11 protein-coding genes are annotated in these 16,655 nt (G+C 60.2%); 4 read left to right on the top strand and 7 right to left on the bottom strand.

Features of this window, described 5'->3' with window-relative positions; all coding sequences use genetic code 11:
• Entirely contained in the window at window positions 1-1,422 is a 1,422-nt protein-coding gene (locus EC912_RS14255; RefSeq protein ID WP_132145191.1) for a coniferyl aldehyde dehydrogenase, read from the bottom strand.
• Window positions 1,423-1,606: 184 nt separating this feature from the next.
• On the opposite strand from EC912_RS14255, the gene EC912_RS14250 reads away from it, so the two are divergent.
• From EC912_RS14250 to EC912_RS14235, 4 genes are all read left to right on the top strand, one after another.
• Window positions 1,607-2,635 (top strand): AraC family transcriptional regulator, encoded by a 1,029-nt coding sequence (locus tag EC912_RS14250; RefSeq protein ID WP_132145189.1) that lies wholly within the window; start codon window positions 1,607-1,609, stop codon window positions 2,633-2,635.
• A 170-nt stretch (window positions 2,636-2,805) separates the two neighbouring features.
• On the top strand, window positions 2,806-4,155 hold the full coding sequence (locus EC912_RS14245) for a D-arabinono-1,4-lactone oxidase (protein WP_165973609.1): 1,350 nt from the start codon (window positions 2,806-2,808) through the stop codon (window positions 4,153-4,155).
• Entirely contained in the window at window positions 4,152-5,372 is a 1,221-nt protein-coding gene (locus EC912_RS14240) for an alanine racemase (RefSeq protein ID WP_132145185.1), read from the top strand. The genes EC912_RS14245 and EC912_RS14240 overlap by 4 nt, the downstream gene beginning before the upstream one ends.
• Window positions 5,373-5,649: 277 nt before the next feature.
• Complete coding sequence (locus EC912_RS14235) at window positions 5,650-6,786, top strand: hypothetical protein (protein ID WP_132145183.1); 1,137 nt, start codon at window positions 5,650-5,652, stop codon at window positions 6,784-6,786.
• Between the two features lie 60 nt (window positions 6,787-6,846).
• Here EC912_RS14235 and EC912_RS14230 read toward each other — a convergent pair whose 3' ends face one another.
• From EC912_RS14230 to EC912_RS14205, 6 genes are all read right to left on the bottom strand, one after another.
• Entirely contained in the window at window positions 6,847-8,049 is a 1,203-nt protein-coding gene (locus tag EC912_RS14230; RefSeq protein ID WP_132145181.1) for an MFS transporter, read from the bottom strand.
• A gap of 87 nt (window positions 8,050-8,136) precedes the next feature.
• Window positions 8,137-9,402, bottom strand: coding sequence for an MFS transporter (locus EC912_RS14225; protein ID WP_132145179.1), 1,266 nt, complete (start codon window positions 9,400-9,402; stop codon window positions 8,137-8,139).
• A gap of 20 nt (window positions 9,403-9,422) precedes the next feature.
• Window positions 9,423-10,772 carry a GH1 family beta-glucosidase gene (locus tag EC912_RS14220; RefSeq protein WP_132145177.1) on the bottom strand — a complete coding sequence of 450 codons (1,350 nt, stop codon included), beginning with the start codon at window positions 10,770-10,772 and terminating at the stop codon, window positions 9,423-9,425.
• A gap of 28 nt (window positions 10,773-10,800) precedes the next feature.
• Window positions 10,801-13,266, bottom strand: a complete 2,466-nt coding sequence (locus tag EC912_RS14215) for a TonB-dependent receptor (protein WP_132145175.1) — start codon at window positions 13,264-13,266, stop codon at window positions 10,801-10,803.
• 415 nt (window positions 13,267-13,681) lie between these two features.
• Complete coding sequence (locus EC912_RS14210; RefSeq protein ID WP_132145173.1) at window positions 13,682-15,217, bottom strand: S41 family peptidase; 1,536 nt, start codon at window positions 15,215-15,217, stop codon at window positions 13,682-13,684.
• Between the two features lie 118 nt (window positions 15,218-15,335).
• Window positions 15,336-16,526 carry a helix-turn-helix domain-containing protein gene (locus tag EC912_RS14205; RefSeq protein ID WP_132145171.1) on the bottom strand — a complete coding sequence of 397 codons (1,191 nt, stop codon included), beginning with the start codon at window positions 16,524-16,526 and terminating at the stop codon, window positions 15,336-15,338.
• Window positions 16,527-16,655: the final 129 nt, after the last annotated feature.

Raw genomic sequence — 16,655 nt, 5'->3', positions numbered from 1 at the left:
TCAACGCACCAGCAGATCGATCATGCGCGCGGCGAAACCCTTGTAGGGTGGCTTGAGTTTGTCCGACAGCGGCCAGCGTGCCTGATGCAGTACCGGCATCATCTTGCTGAAGGTCACGAAGCCGTCGTGTCCGTGATAGTGGCCCATGCCGCTGGGGCCGATACCGCCGAATGGCAGGCTGTTGCACGCATTGTGAAACAGTGTCTCGTTGATGCAGACGCCGCCAGCCACCACCTGCGACAGCAACTTTTCGGTGTCGGCCCGGTTGCGGCTGAAGAAGTACAACGCCAACGGTCGATCGTGCGCGTTGATATAGGCAATGGCCTCATCCAGCGTGCGATAGGTTTTGACCGGCAGGATGGGGCCGAAGATTTCTTCCTGCATTAATTTTGCGTCGTCGCTGGGATCGATCACCAGCGTCGGTGGCAGCAGGCGTTCGGCTTCGGCGCGGGCTGTGTCCTTTACGTTGGCCAGAGGAATCACTTCGAAATGGCGTGCGCGGGCATCGTCCAGATAACCACGCAGGCGACGGTACTGGGCCTCGTTGACGATGCTGGTGTAATCCGGATTGCCGTCGATCTCCGGGTAACGTCGTGCCACTTCCTCACGCAGCGCCTGTACCAGCTCGTCGCGGCGCGACTGCGGCACCAGTACGTAATCGGGCGCGATGCACGTCTGCCCGGCATTGAGCAGTTTGCCCGTGGCCAGCCGCGTGGCGGCCTGCGCTATCGGAAAATCCTCGCCGATCACCGCTGGCGACTTGCCGCCTAATTCCAGCGTCAACGGTGTGAGATTGGCCGCCGCCGCGGCCATGACTTTGCGACCCACCGCCGTTGAGCCCGTGAACACCAGATGATCGAACGGCAACGCGGCAAATGCACTGGCGACATCCGCACCGCCCAAAGCCACCGCGACACGGTCGGCGGGAAATACTTCAGCCAGCAGTTCGCGCAGAAATTCACTGGTACGTGGCGTGTGTTCGGACGGCTTGAGATAGGCATGGTTGCCAGCGGCAATCGCTGTCGCAAGCGGCACCAGGGCCAGGTTGACCGGATAGTTCCACGGCGAAATCACGCCCACCACGCCGACCGGCACGTAACGCACCTCGGCATGCGCCGGCCACAAACGCCAGCCGGCACTGCGCCGCTCCTTGCGCATCCACTGACGCAGGTGCGCAATCATGTGATCGATCTCGGTAAGCACGGTCATGCCCTCGCCGATCAGGCTTTCATGCTTCGAGCGATGGCCGAAGTCGGCACTGACCGCTGCCGCCATGTCGTCCAGTCGCGCTTTGTACGCGCTGCGCAACCGTCGCAGATCGTCGCGACGCTGAGCGTAATCCGGGCGGTGCGCCATCCAGGCGCCGCGCAATTGCTGCAGCGTGGGTTGCAGTGCAGCGACGGGGGTGACGGCGATGTCCATGGGAGCTCCTGGGCTAGCATGCGAACTATGGATGCCATGTTAGGCGTATGCGCAGCTTAGGCAGCAACCCTTACCGGGCATAAGGACGAATCGGGTCAATTGCCGGGGATGCTGCGCTGCAGGGAACGGCGGGACGAAAGCCAGCGTAGTATGGGGACCATCGCGGCCACTATGGGGATTAAACGTGCCACGCCCCAAGCTTGATCCACGCCAGTTTGCTCCCGAAATCGCGCCGCTGGCGCTGGCGGAACTGACCGAACTGGTGAGCGAACTCGGGGTTGCACCCGAGCGTTTATGCGCGGACGTAGGCATCAGCAGCGCGGATATGTGCGCCGGCGAGCTGATCTCCAATCGCCAGGTCGGGCGCCTCGTCCGACGCGCCATACAACTGACCGGCCGTACCGATCTGGGCCTCGAGCTTGGACGGCGCCAGAACATAAGTCACTTCGGCCTGCCCGGCTTTGCCATGACCGCGATGCGTACGTTCGGCGAGGCGGTCGAACTCGGCGTGCGTTATCAAGGGCAAAGCGGTGGCCTGATGGACGTCACCTTTGAGCTCGACGACAACTTTGCTTCCTTGATAGGACAATCGCGCACGCGCGATCCGGTGGTGGAAACGTTCGTGGTCGAAGAGCTGTACGCCAGCGTGATGGTACTGGTTCGTATTCTTCTGGGCGGCGACTATCGTCCGCAGGCCCTCGAATTGACCTATGCCGCACCACCACACGCGGCGCGCTATACCGAGATATTCGGATGCCCGGTGCGGTTCGGACAACCGCGCAACCGTGGCCTTTTCCCGCGCGAATGGTTCGCGCTGCCACTGGCCAGCCATTCGCCGGTAGCAGCCGCGGAATTGCGTGCCTTGCTGGAAACGCGCGCACAAAGTCAGCACACGCCCAATACCGTGGCATCCGTCGAACATGTATTGCTGCAGACCGGCAACGTGGCGATGTCGGTGGAAGAGGTCGCGGCCGCGCTTGGTCTGAGCTCGCGTACTTTGCGCCGGCGTCTGAGCGAAGCGGACACGTCGTTCCGCATACTGAGCGAACGTCTGCGCGCACTCGAGGCGCAGCATCTGCTGCGCGATGAAGGACTGACGGTGGCGGAAGCCAGCGAGCATCTCGGATTCAGCGATGCACGCGCATTCCGTCGAGCTTTCAAACGCTGGGTAGGTGAAGTACCGGGAGCCATGCGGCGCAATGCGCGCGCATAACAGCGGACGCGCAACGGATTTGGCCGCTAGCGACCCCTGTAGCGCCCATAAAGCCTGTGCTGAACTAAGGCTCTAGATATCTCGAGCCAGCACTCATGTCCGAAAGGCCGTCACCGTCCGCCGCTGAACCCATGCATCCGCAGCCTTCGGCGACACCACGGAAACGCGGAATGCTATCCCGTCACTTCACGCCGCCAGCACCACGCACAGGCCTGGACGATGGTCTGCATGGTACGCAGCCGGCGTGGGAAAACTGGTCCGGCCAGCAGCACGCCCAACCTTCCGCGAAATGGTTGCCGCCGGACGAAGATGCGTTACGCCGGCAAGTACGCGATGCCACCAACGTACGCGTCGTCGGTGCGGGCCATTCATTCACCCCATTGGTACCGACGTCCGGTGCGATTCTGTCGCTGGATCGCCTCAGCGGCTTGATCAGTCACGACGTGCAGACGCAGCAAGCCCGGATGTGGGCCGGTACTCGCCTGTTCGACGCCGGCCCCTTGCTGCATGGCATCGGTCAATCCATGCCGAATCTGGGCGATATCGATCGGCAGAGCCTTGCTGGCGCACTTTCCACCGCGACGCACGGCACCGGCATCACCCTGCCCTGCATCGCTGCCGGCGCTACGGCGCTGCGGCTGGTGACCGCGCAAGGCGAGGTACTCGAATGCAGCCGCGACAGCGATACCGACCTGTTTCGCGCGGCCGCGGTATCGCTGGGTGCACTCGGCGTAATCACCCAGGTCACGCTGCAGAACATGCCTTCCTTTCGTCTGCGCGAGCGCGTGCAGTTGCTACCACTGGATAAGTTACTGCCCGACATGGACGAGTGGGTTCGTCAACATCGGCACTTCGAACTCCTGGTCTTTCCGTATAGCCGGCTGGCCATCGTCAAGACACTCGATGTCACCGAACAGCCGCCCTCGGGCGAAGCGCAAGGTGCCGACTCCGACGACGCCATGCTGAGATTGAGTTGCGAACTTACCCGTTGGCTGCCTGGCGTCGGACGTCGACTGCAACACATGATCGGCCGCTTCATTCAACCCACCGAACGCGTCGACTGGTCGCACAGGATATTCGCCTCGTCGCGCAACGTGCGCTTCAACGAGATGGAGTACCAGGTGCCGCTGGCTACGGGGGTATCCTGCCTGGATGAGGTCTGCACGGCGGTGAGCAAGAATAAGGTCGACGTGTTCTTTCCGATCGAATTTCGCTTCATAGCCGCCGACGATTATTGGCTTAGCCCTTTTCAGGGCGCTCAAGGCGAAGCGCGCTGTTCGATCTCGGTGCATCAGTATCACAAGCAGGATTACCGGCCCTTGTTCGCCGTGGCGGAACCCGTTCTGCGCCACTACAGCGGTCGCCCGCACTGGGGCAAGCTGCATACCGTCGATGCCGCGGACCTGCGTTCCCTGTATCCCGACCTCGAGCGCTTTCTCCGTTTACGCAATGAACTCGATCCGCACGGAAAGTTTCTCAATCCGTATCTGCGGCAATTGTTCGGAATGGCAACGTCATGACCCGGGACCGCTCGCCAGCGATTCACGCCAGCCCTCACGACATCTATTTCAATGGCCTGCAGAATGCGTTGAATCAGGCGGGCATCGCTCGTCCAAGCGTGGTGATCGACCGGGAACGCATGCGCCGCAATGCCGCGCGCCTGAAGGTGTTAATCGCACCGGGCACGCAACTGCGCCTGGTCGAAAAGTCGTTGCCCGTGCCAGCGCTGCTGGACGAGCTGATGAAACTGACCGATACCCGTTCGCTGATGGTGTTTCATGAGCCACAGTTGCGTCAGGTGGCACAGCGGTTCCCAGACAGCGACGTACTGATGGGAAAGCCGATGCCGGTACTTGCCGCACGGCATTTCTACCAGCACCTGGGCCATACTTCTTTCGATCCGGCACGCCAGCTGCAATGGCTGATCGATACGCCGGCGCGGCTGCAGGAATATCTGGAGCTCGCGTGCGGCCTTGGCACGAAGTTGCGCGTGAACCTGGAGATCGATGTCGGCCTGCACCGCGGTGGCGCGAGCGACCCGGCGGCCTTGCACGTCATGCTCGAACAACTACGTGCCGCGCCGGAGCATCTCGAGTTTTCCGGATTGATGGGATACGACGCGCATGTCGGAAAATTGCCGGCGCTGGTGGAAAGCCGCGATACCAGTTTCGCCAAAGCGGTCGCTGCCTATCGCGCCTTCCAGGCGACGGCGCGCGCCTGCTATCCCGAACTGGCACCGGGGATGTGCTGGAACGGCGCCGGCAGTCCGACCGTTGCCCTGCATCGGTACGACTCGCCGCTCAACGATGTGTCCGCTGGCTCGGCGCTGCTCAAGCCGCTCGAATTCGATATCGATCTGTTGGCGGAATTCGAGCCGGCGATATTCATCACCACGCCCGTGCTCAAGGCCCAGGACGGTACGCGTTTGCCGGGCCCGGCATGGCTGTCGAAGCTGCTGTTCGGCGGACGCGCGCGGCGTGCGCGCAGCTATTTCATCTATGGCGGCGGCTGGCCCGCGCAACCGGCCTCTCCCGTGGGACTTCAGCCTAACAAACAGTTTGGCCTCAGCTTCAACCAGTCCATCCTCAACGGACCGCGCGAGCATGCGCTCGCGGTGAACGACACCGTGTTCTTTCGCCCGTATCAGTCCGAAGGCAGTTTGCTGCACTACGGTCCGGTACACGTGATCGACAACGGTCGCATCGTCGATGCATGGATGCCATTCGGAGAGACCTGATGTCGTCTCCGCGCAATACCACGATCGCTACAGCGGCGGGTTCGTTCTTGTTGCTCGACAGCATCCGCGCATAGTTGCCGCCGTTGTCGCACGAATCAGTTGCAGGCTGACGCGAGTGACGAATGCCAACGGCATGCAATTCTGTGGCGATATTTGTGGGATTCGTGCGGCTTGACACCGCACGAACGTACTGCGTTTCGTAGTCGAACGTGCCCCCACTAGAAACTTATGTCGATCTGGCAGGTCCTTGTATCACTCAAAAAACACAGTGATATTCGTGCTAAAAATTCCTAGAAAAATTCGCCGTGCTTGCCAAATCAATATTGATCGTCGTCGTGCAGTGGGGAAAATACTTGGCGCCTCGTCAATGCTGGCGGTACCTGGTTTAGCGATAGGTGGCAGGGGTGGATTTTTTGGCACCGATGGAGGCAATAAAGTACAAATTTTGTCCCTCCAGACCATTACCCTGAACCCTGATATCCTCCACCCGCGTCAAAAAAATGAGTCGATTATCGATTTTGCCAAACGTGAAATTGAGGGTCGCCAGCTAAAATTGGCCAAGGCACTAGAGTCTTCACTTGCACAGCTAAAAAATGACCCATTCGACCCCTCCGTGACATTTTTTACCGCTCCTGAAATTTACTGGAATATTCCATGGCAAGCAGTAAAAAACAAAGATGAATTGCATCAATTATCCTATATTTATAATATCTTAGTAAAGAAACAGATCCAGAAACTAATCAAAAAATTCCCCGCCACGGAATGGGGCAGGCTAATTTTACTGCCAGGAACAAATGCTTTATTGCTTCCAAGCAAACAAAATGTAAATCGTTATGAGGCGATTAACTATGTGCTTGCCGCCAATAATTTCGGGCCAGGCCTGGAGCGAGGCGTGCCTTATTTTTCGATGTGGCCAAAACGTTATACCGCGGGAATTGACTTTCTTGGGTTATCGGTTGATATCAACGTGGAGGGAGAGGATACAATTATTTATACATACCACCTCTCCGACGGTCTCAGTGTCGAAGTGTATGAGTTAAGCGAAATAACGGCTCAGCACGATACTCGTTCTGGTCACGCGCCGCTATTTAATAATCAAATACTGACCTCAATACCTTATGGCGTTACTATCTGCGCCGATGTAGGCTTTCCTCGCCTGGAGGAATTCATACGACCTGATATAAAACTCGATTTCTTGATAGCCGCTGGTCAGTACGTGCCTAAAGGCTCCGATTTCCCGAAATCAGTGCAGTATTTGATACGCAATGATGGCAAGAATGGTTTGTCTGCTGACGGAACCAAACAGATCCCTCAATGTGAAACATGGCGCGTTACAAATGGTAAAACGAGCGAATTGGTGCAGGGACGTTTGCTGGATAATAATGTCTGGGTTTACCAACTTGATGTGACTTAATTTAATCAAAGCCCGCTTGCGCAGATGTCTGCTGGCGGATGATTACAACCTCAAACCCGGCTACGCGGGCCATCTTTGACGCGGCCCGCCAATGGCCGCAAGGACGCCCTGCACGACCAGCATGGCGATCAGCAGACAACAACCCAGTGTCCACTGCCCGGCATCGGCAATCGGCTCGAACGCAGCGATGAAGGCGGCGGCGCCGGCGTTACCCATCAGGAAAAACAGGCTGGCCGCGGTGCCTGCATGTTCCTCGCCGGCGCTCTTCGCCACGACCTGGATCAGCAACGGCAACGGTGCCAACAGGGTGGCGCCCAGCAGGATGCCGGCAAGACCCAGCACCACCGGCGAGCTGCTGGTAAATAACACCACGGTGACGCCGATCGAGCCCAGCGCGGCGATCAGCATAAGCATGCGCAAGCTCAACCAGCTGGAAACGCGTTCGATCAACGCCATGCACACAATCCCGCTGATCAGCATGCACAGTGCGACGATACCCGCTGTCTGCGGGTCGATCCCGTGCCGATGCAGAATCGATTCAAGCCATGTCGAAATGGCATTGAAATAGCCATTGGCCAGGAAGAAATACGCCGTGACTACCAGGAACGCCGGTGCACGCAGCATCGCCAGCATGCCGGAACGCCACGATGGTCGAGGGCCCGGCGTGGCAGCGGCCTCACGCGGGTCGGCTGGTACCCATAGCAAGGTCGACACGGCCAGTGCACCCAGCACGGCCACATCGAGCCATAAAGTCCGGAATCCGATCACCGGCACCAGCACGAAGGCCAGACCAAGACCCGCGAATATCGCCATGCTGGATATCTCGGTGGCTCGCAGGCGTTCGTCTTCAGCGAACCATACCGCGGCCAACCGGGCGACCAACGCCATGACCAACGGCTGCAGCACCGAGAACATGACCTGCCCCGCGAGCAGGAACCCGTAGCTCGGCCCGAGTATGCGCAGCAACGCAGCCAAAGCCATTCCTACCGCACTGATGCGCAGCGATGTACGCACCGGCACACGATCGAGCAACAGACCCGCCGGCAATGCCAGCGGTATAAACAGCAAGGGAAACACCAGCGACAGGTTGCCGATCGCACTCGGCGACACCCCGTACTGACTGGCGATCTCAGTGGTGATCGGCGCGAAGCGCAGCCATTCGAACTGCATCAATGCCTGCAGCGCGGCATAGATCGTGAGCGCGCGATAGCGCATGGGAATCATCGTGGCCCTGCCCCTGTCTTTGCCATCGGTTGCGGACACATATGCATCGTCGCAGATCGGTGCTCAGTCCAACACACCGCCGAAGGACACCAAAGGGCAAATCGTGCCAAAACCTTTCGACGGCGGTCAGGGAACGTTGCGAATCCGACGTACCAGCACGCCGCCGAGCAGGGTAAACGCCGCGGTGGCCAGATACAGCCCGGGATAGCCACCCAAGCGCGTCACCAGGATCGCCGCGATAGCCGGCGCCACCACCTGCGGGGCGGAGTTGGCGATGTTGATGATGCCAAGATCCTTGCCGCGATCGGTCGCCAGCGGCAACACCTGGGTTATCAAGGCCTGGTCGACCGCGACGTAAATGCCATAACCGAGCCCCAGTACCGCTGCAGCGGCCAGCACCAGCAGCCAGGTGGGTGGAGGCATCAACATCAAGGCGGCGACAGTCATTACCACGCTGGACAGGATCACATGGATCTTGCGGCGACCGCTGCGATCGGAAAGCACGCCACCCGCAAAGGCTCCGACCAGCACGCCAGCCGTATAGACCGTCACGACGATCAACAACCCGTCTGCTGAGGTTTTTCCCGGAAACAGTTGCTCGTAGTGCAGCCGGTCATGCAGGAAGTACAGCATGTACAGGGTGCCGATGGCATTTCCCAGATTGATCAGAAAGCGTGTTGCCCAGGCCCAGGCGAAATCCGGGTATTCACGCGGGCTGATCCAGAAGCCGCGCAGGAACGCGCGCGCGTTCCACGCTGGACGCTCGTCGCGTCGCAACGGACTATCGCGCACCAGCCCTACGAATGGCAGCGCGCACAGCACCAGTACCACGGCGACCAGAAGATAGCCTTGCGCGATATCGTGAGCCAGCAGGGTTACCAGCAATGCCCCGGCGACGACACCCAGCGGCTGGGTCACGCCCACCCAGGCGCTGCACACCGCACGCTGCGTTACCGGCACCTGGTCTGGCACTTCGGCGGACAACGCGGCAAGCATGGCATTGAGCGCGAACTGCACGACACACCACCACAACATAATACCCGGCAGGGTATGTTGCTGACCCAGCACAACCAGCGCCAATGCGCCGACCAGCGCGCCGCCGATATTCCACGGATGACGCCGGCCGAAGCGCGAAACAGTCCGGTCCGACCAGGCACCGAACAGCGGATTGGCAAACAACGACACCAGCGCGCCAATACCTGTCACCCAGCCCAGCGCGGACTCTTTGTGCATCGGCGCGAGCACTTCCATCTGCTGAGCCAGCAGGATCTGAATCGGCGCGAAAAAGGCCATCCATATCGCGAGATTGGATAGCGCCATACTGATGAAGAACCGCGAGCGTACCGGTGCGACAGGTTCGGTCAGTGCACCGGAGGAATCCCCTGCTTTCATCTCATGCGTGGCACCTGTGTTCATCGCTGGACTGCTATCAAGTGGCGATACCAGTCGAACGAAGCCTTGGGCGTGCGCTTCTGTGTGGCGTAGTCGACATGTACCAGTCCGAAGCGCGGCCGATAACCTTCGGCCCACTCGAAGTTGTCGAGCAGCGACCAGACGAAATAGCCGCGCACGTCGACGCCCGCGTCCATCGCGCGACGCAGCGCTTGCAGATGCGCCTGCAAATAAGCGATCCGACGCGGGTCGTCGATACGGCCTTGCGCGTCGACGATGTCGGGAAATGCCGCACCATTTTCGGTAATGAGGATCGGAGGCAACCTGGCGCCATAACGCTTGCGCAGATACAGCAACAACTCGCTGAAACCGTCGGCATCCACCGGCCAGCCCATCTCGGTGCGTTCCAGGTGCGCGGGTGGCTCGGCCGCTTCGATTGGCACGACGCCGCCCTTCGGTCCGCCACGGACATATTGCGGGTTGTAGAAATTGACGCCCAGGAAATCCAGCGGTTGCGCAATGGTCGCCAGATCGTTGGCGAGCAATGCCGACTTGTCCACGCCCAGCAGGCGAAGCTCTACCGGATAGCGGCCAAGCAGTAGCGGATCGGTATGCATGCGCAGATGCAGGATTTCGAGGAGGTGTGCCGCCCATCGATCCCTGATGCGGCCAGATGCCGGCCGCGTGCGCGCCATGCTCTGCGCGATGCCGATCCGCGAACCTGCCGGCAGTGCCGCTCGCAGGACTTGTACCGCCTTGCCATGCGACAGCAGCAAGTGGTGCACCACCGGGAAGATGTCCAGCCCCAGTTGCCGCCCCGGCGCATGCGTACCGATGGCATGGCCGAGCACGGTGTGCTCGAAGGTTTCGTTATGGGTGATCCAGCGCGATACGCGATCGCCGAGACGCTCGGCCACGATACGCGCGAATTCGGCGAAACGATCGGTCGTGTCGCGGTTGAACCAGCCCCCGGCGTCTTGCAGGGCCTGTGGCAGATCCCAGTGGAACAAGGTCGGCGTCGGGTCGACGCCTTTCGCCAGAAGCTCGTCGACCAGACGCGAATAGAAGTCCAGTCCCTTCGGATTTGCCGCGCCACGACCGTTTGGCTGAATGCGCGACCATGCGATCGAGAAACGATAGGCATCGACGCCGAGCGTGGCCATCAGTGCCACGTCTTCGGGATAGCGGCGGTAGTGATCGCAGGCGGTCCCGGCCGTATCGTCGTTGGCGATGCGGCCGGATTCGCTGCAGAAGGTATCCCAGATCGAAGGACCGCGACCGTCTTCGCCTAAAGCACCTTCAATCTGATAGGCCGACGTAGAGACGCCCCACAGGAAATTCCGGGGGAAACGCAGTTCATTGACGGACATGCATTCTTCCGCGGGGGCAATGGACGGGTCAAAAATCCACGCCTACCTCCACCCCCCACGTGCGCGGCGGAGTGATGTAGGCGAACGGTGTACCCAGAATGCTCGCGCTGATGTTGTTGATGCTCTGCACATAGCGCTTGTTGAATACATTGTTGGCGTACAACGCGACGCTCCATGGCATGCGCGACGAGGACCAGCCGATACGCAAATCGGTACGGTTCTGCGCAACGCCGAGCGTGAATGCCGGCGTGGACAGGCATTGTCCCTGGGCCGCCGAATCGCTGTTGCAGCGCTGCTTCCCACGATAGGCATGCTGCACGGTCAGATTCAGATCGCCGCTGGCGACATCGTGCCAGACATATTCCGCACCCGCCGCGGCCGACCACAACGGCTCACCCACTGCCTGACCGGACAGGCTGACGCCCTGCGGGTCCACGTAGTGCTGATAGGTCGCATTGGTGTAGGTCGTCGCGAGGTTGAAACGCAGGGCATTAGTGGCTTGCCAGTGCGCCTCGAGTTCGAGCCCTTTCGCGTGCTGATCGCTGGTCGTGACTTCGTATAGCGGCAGCGCTCCGTTGCCATTGGAAATCAGGCTCAGCGACTGCAGGTTGGAATAGCGGTAGTAGTACACCGACGCATTGAACAGCAGTCGATAGTCCGGGAAATAGCTCTTGAGGCCGATCTCATAGTTCCAGACGCTTTCCGGCTGATACACCGCATCGACCTGCTGCGCATTGAACCCACCCGCTTCGTAGCCCTTCGCCACCGAGCCGTACAGCATCATGTTGGGGGTCAATTTGTAGTCGAGTACCACGCGCGGACTGAAATCGTTCCAACTACGCTTGACGGCGAGGGGAGCATTGGTCGCGATGGGGCTGGCGAACTCGAGGTTCTGCTGGAAGGTCTCTATCGGGGGCACCCCCGGCATATCGAAAATCCCGAGTGCCTGCAATTGAGCCAGCGTCGCGTCGAGCTGCGTCGCCGTGCGCACGGGGTTGTACCAACTGAAATTCTTTTCGTCGCGGGTGAAACGCAAGCCGGTGGTCAGGTTCAGGCGATCGCTCAGATGCCAGATCACGTCGCCATACAGCGCTTCGGCCGTATAACGCCCGTGATTGATCATGTTTTCCTGCCACGGGTTGTTGAGCAGCAACCCCGGCTGTCCCAGCGCAGCCCCCAGAGGGCCGTACAAACCGCCCGGCGCCACGCCGGTATTGTTCAGAAGCGTATCGATGCTGTCGGTGAGCAGGTTGACCTGACTGTCCTGACGCGCGTTGTCGTGGTAGTAGCTCACGCCGGCCACCCAATCGAGCAGATCGTTTTTGCCGGACAGTTTGAATTCCTGCGACCAGCTGGTGTTCTGCTCGATATTGTTGGTGTCGAGATAGAGATAGGGCTGGTTGGTACCGTCGCCGTCCTCGAGGTTGAACGTGGAAAAATGTCGATAGGCCGTGATCGAACTCAGGTCGCCGAATGGAAACGAATGATCGACAAACAGACTCACGCCATCGAATGTTCGCCTCTCGTTATTCCCTTTGACGTCGTTGTAGACCGGCGCGTCGATGGGGTTGAGATAGGTTTGCGGATCGGCCGGAAACGGCAACACTCCCGGCGCCGCCGGCACCGGAACCAGGCCGATCGCCGGGCGCGCGGGCTGATTCAGTTTTTCGTGTTCCCAGGAAACGCGTACCTTGGTATCTCCGGGCGCATTCCAGCGCAGTTGGCTGCGTATGCCCCAGTCGTCGTTCTTGTTGTAGTGCTGACCATTGGCGGTGTCGCGCAACCATCCGTTGCTCTGGGTGTCGACAAAACTGAAACGGGCCGCGAGGTCGGGCGCGATCGGCGCATTCAGCACGCCGTCGACATAACGCGTGCCATAGTTACCCAGCCGCACTTTCGCTTTCCCTTCCCAGTCGTCTTCGGGTTCGTTCGTCACCACGGAAATGGCGCCGCCTGCACTGTTGCGGCCAAACAATGTACCTTGCGGTCCCTTCAGCACTTCGACGCGTTGAATATCGTTGAAGGTGAGTAGCGCACCACCCGTTTTCCCGGTGTATACCCCGTCTTCGTAGATGCCGATGGGCGAGTCGGTACCGATGCCGAAATCGGTGACCGTGATACCGCGCAACGAATAAACGGGCTGGGTCGGCTGCGAGCCATCGACGAACAGGCCGGGAATGTAACCGTTCATTTTGGACAGGTCGGTCGCGGCCAGCGCATCGATCTGCTTCTGGGTAACAATTTGCACCGGAATCGGCACAACCTGCACTTCCTGCGTACGACTTTGCGACGTTACCGTGATGTTGCCCAGGGCGACCGCATCTTTTTCCTCAGCGGATGCCGGTGCGGATTTCGTGACCTTTGCCGGTTTGGGTGCGTCGGTAGCCGGCTGATCCTGCGCCATGGCGCTGGCGCAGAAACATAGCGACAGCACAGTGCCGTTACCCAGGATGCTGCGCAGACACACGGCTAGCTTTCGTTGGCGAATAGACATCAAAACATCCCCTCGGCGATCTCGTAGCGACCCAGACAGCGGGTTGTCCTGGCTAGATCCACGCCATCGTCCCCGCATGAGTTCGTTTCCCCGGTGAGAACGGTACGGCACCGTCCTCTCCCCTATCGGCACGAGTCCTTATCGCTTTTCGCTGTGCCGCACGAACAGCGCAAAAGTGTCATGCCCCCGCAATCTATGGTGATTCACCATGGGTAGGTATCCGTGAGGACGGTTCGGGCCGATTCAACGACTGGGTCCCGCCCACGGTCCGGACCGCCTGGCCTCGCCTGCAGCTCCATGAAAGGCTGCGCCTTGCGTTGCATCATGAGCGTTTCGTTCGATGCGCTACGGGGACAATTACGGTCAATTGGGATTGCACGGAGCGGGCATCCTTGCCTGCCCCGCGCGATTCGACTTATTCGGGCGCCCGCAGAACCGCGGCACGTTGGGCAACACGTAGCACCGCATTCAACCGTCCGTTGTCGAACTCGGCATCGGATACCGAGGGATCGCCGGGATACACCTCAAGCGCGATATCCGGCGGCAAGCCGGTCACTTCGTAACCGATGCCATGCGGATCGCGGAGGACGGCATTGGATGTGGACAGTATCCAGCCGTTGGGCAGACCTTTCATGAAATCACCGGTCAACGCGCCCTGCGTGGCTTGTCCGATCTGAACCGTTCGGGGCAGAACCCGCATGCCGAGCGCGAGCCACTCGCCGGCGCTGACCGTCTCTTCGCTGGTCAGAACGAAAACCGGCTTGAGATAGCGGCCCTGCCCTTCGGGCGAAACCTGGAATGACTGCGGCGCCACTCTATAAGCCCCGGGTATCCGCACCGTAAAGGCAAGCCGGCGGCGATCGGCAAAACGCCCCGCAATATCCAGTCCGACCTGACCGTACCCACCGGAGTTGTTACTGATATCCAGCACCAGTGCTTTCGTGCCCTTCAGATCGTTAAGTGCCTTGTCCAGTGTCAGGCGCATCAGCTCCAGGTCTCTGCCGAAACCGGAGTCGGCTTCGTATCCCTCCATGCTCTCGATCGACAGATAGCCGACGTTGCCGTCGAGAACACCCCACATCACGGCATCGTCTTTCAGGGCCATATGACGTGTTGCCGGATTCAACGTGGCGAATACCCGCTGCTGTTGATCCTTGCGCCAGTTGAGGAACCAGTCGGAAAACAGAGTTGCGTTGTCCCGACGCGCCCGGGCCATCAATCGATGACCGGTCGGCTTGGCTTCGGAGCCGAGAATAAAGCTCTCGTCGCCCACCGAGCCGATGATGGCCGTGTGCGCATCTTCGAAACCAGCCAGAAGGTCGGTCAGTACACCTTTGAGTTCGGCGTCGTTGCGAGCCGCCGCGGCGCGCGGCCGCAAGAGCGCTTTTCGTTTCGCCCAGTCGATCTGGCGTTCGCTACCGAACGGATAGAAATCGACCAGCGTCGACGTGATCGCATCGAACGTGTAGAGCGACGTGCTGCGATCCGTGGCGCGTGTGCATACCGATGGCACGGACCCCAGTCTTTCCGCGTGGAGCTGATCGGTCCCACCGGGATACAGGTCCGCGGCGAAGGCGGTATCGACGGGGCGACGCGACTGCGCGTAGTAAGGAACGGTCTTTCCATCGCCCAGCAAGACCAGCAGCGCGGGATCCTGCCAGCACAAGCCGCCTGCATAGCTATAGGCGACCATATGCTCCCGATCGATATCGAGTATGTAACCCGAGCCGGGCATGTTCCACGTTCCCCGGATGTCGACCGCATTGGCTTGATTCACCGTTGATGGACGAAAAGCGCTTGCAGGAAACGCGGGCAAGCCACTGGCCGCCGATGCCGATGCCGATGCGATAGCTAGCGACAGGCCACCGATCGCGAGTGCCGTCATCGTGCGACGGCGGGAGGTACTGGAGCCTGCGCGCGTACTCAGGACGCGATATGGAACCGTCATCATCACTTGTTTCCTCTGGGGGTTTGGGGGGATAAAACGAGCGGCTGTGGCTATCCGCAGACGTGCGCGTACCTCCACCGGAGTGGCATTCGTTCACTGGACGAGTGGTTCGAAGCTGCCGCTAGGCTTCGCTTTGGTACGGCTCCGGCGCCGATGCGCGCTGGCGATAGATACTGGGTGTTTGTCCGACTATCTTTTTGAAAGCCGCGTTGAACGTCGAACGCGACTGGAAACCGACGTCTTCGCTGATGGTCAGGATGCTGCGTTCGCCATCGGCCAGTTGGGCGCAGGCGTCTTCGATTCGCCAACGATTGATGTAATCGAAAAAGCTGCAGCCGAGATGGATATTCAAAGTCTGCGATATGTAGTTCTGCGGTACGCCGGTCAGATCGCTCAGGCTCCGCAGGGTCAGCGAAGCATCGCGATACAGCCTTGCGTCATGCATGGCTTGCTGCAACTTGGCCGCGATCCGCACCAGGTCGACGCCGGTCAGGGCCGAGCGCGCGTATTTGGGCGGCGACGGTATGGAGGCCTCCTGAGCGCTTGCGCGCTCCCCTTCGTCGGCGAAGATTGGCGGCTGTGCCAGCGCAAGAAAGGTTAGCGGATACACCCAGAGCGCTTCGATCAGATTGGCGGCGGTGTCGCCGATGAGGTGGTAACCCAGCAGCGGTTCGGAAAACGTATCGACCACACTGGCCGCAAGCGCGACGCAAAGCAGCAGCAGGACCCAACGTAGCCAGGAGAGTGTTTTGTCCTCGATGTTGGAGAAAAAACCCTCCACCACGCGCATATGCCGGCGCAGACGCAGGAAGCTCGCGAGCAGGTATCCCGCCGCATACAGCGGATAAGCCAGTATCGCCAGCTGCAGCGGCACTCTCATCGATGCCGCGCTCGAACCGATATGCAGGTAGCCGACGTCGAGTACCGCCGTTTGTTGTGCCGCTTCCATGGCCAGGTACGGCACCGTGCAGAGCAGCCCCGCCAGCGGCCCGAGAGCCAGCCATCGAAGTTGGCGCGACTCCGGCGATCTGGCCGCCGATGTCAGTGTGTACGTATACAAATAGAGCAGCGGCGGCAACGCATACATCCACGGCAGATAGACGCCGACCAGCCAGGTCTGCTCCCGCAGAATGCCGAGCAACTGCAAAATATCCACCAGCTCGCAACCGGCGGCTCCCAGCAGGAACGCCGCCAGGAGGACCGCCGCCGACCGCGGCGAGCGTGGAATCGCCACCAGCCAGACCGCCACGAACAGCAAATGAGCCCCGAGGACCGCCTGCAGCACTATGTTGATCTGTGCATCCGTGCTCACCGGGATAATCCTTCTCGCGTTAAACCCCGGACAATAACGTGACCCTCGCGACACCGTAAGCGCCGGAATGCATGGGGGTGTAGCCAATGGGGTACTCGACGCATCGTGATGGTGCCGGCGGTAAGCAGG

It is taken from the genome of Luteibacter rhizovicinus (assembly GCF_004342265.1).
Classification (GTDB): Bacteria; Pseudomonadota; Gammaproteobacteria; order Xanthomonadales; family Rhodanobacteraceae; genus Luteibacter; species Luteibacter rhizovicinus_B.
The sequence above is the reverse complement of the archived record's forward strand: the minus strand, read 5'-3'. Positions and strand labels throughout refer to the sequence as shown.

Bases quoted from the DNA above. Each gene is read 5' to 3' on its own strand.
- EC912_RS14215 (WP_132145175.1), bottom strand. From the start codon at position 13,266: ATGTCTATTCGCCAACGAAAGCTAGCCGTGTGTCTGCGCAGCATCCTG.
- EC912_RS14225 (WP_132145179.1), bottom strand. From the start codon at position 9,402: ATGAAAGCAGGGGATTCCTCCGGTGCACTGACCGAACCTGTCGCACCG.
- EC912_RS14240 (WP_132145185.1), top strand. From the start codon at position 4,152: ATGACCCGGGACCGCTCGCCAGCGATTCACGCCAGCCCTCACGACATC.
- EC912_RS14220 (WP_132145177.1), bottom strand. From the start codon at position 10,772: ATGTCCGTCAATGAACTGCGTTTCCCCCGGAATTTCCTGTGGGGCGTC.
- EC912_RS14255 (WP_132145191.1), bottom strand. From the start codon at position 1,422: ATGGACATCGCCGTCACCCCCGTCGCTGCACTGCAACCCACGCTGCAG.
- EC912_RS14210 (WP_132145173.1), bottom strand. From the start codon at position 15,217: ATGATGACGGTTCCATATCGCGTCCTGAGTACGCGCGCAGGCTCCAGT.
- EC912_RS14245 (WP_165973609.1), top strand. From the start codon at position 2,806: ATGCTATCCCGTCACTTCACGCCGCCAGCACCACGCACAGGCCTGGAC.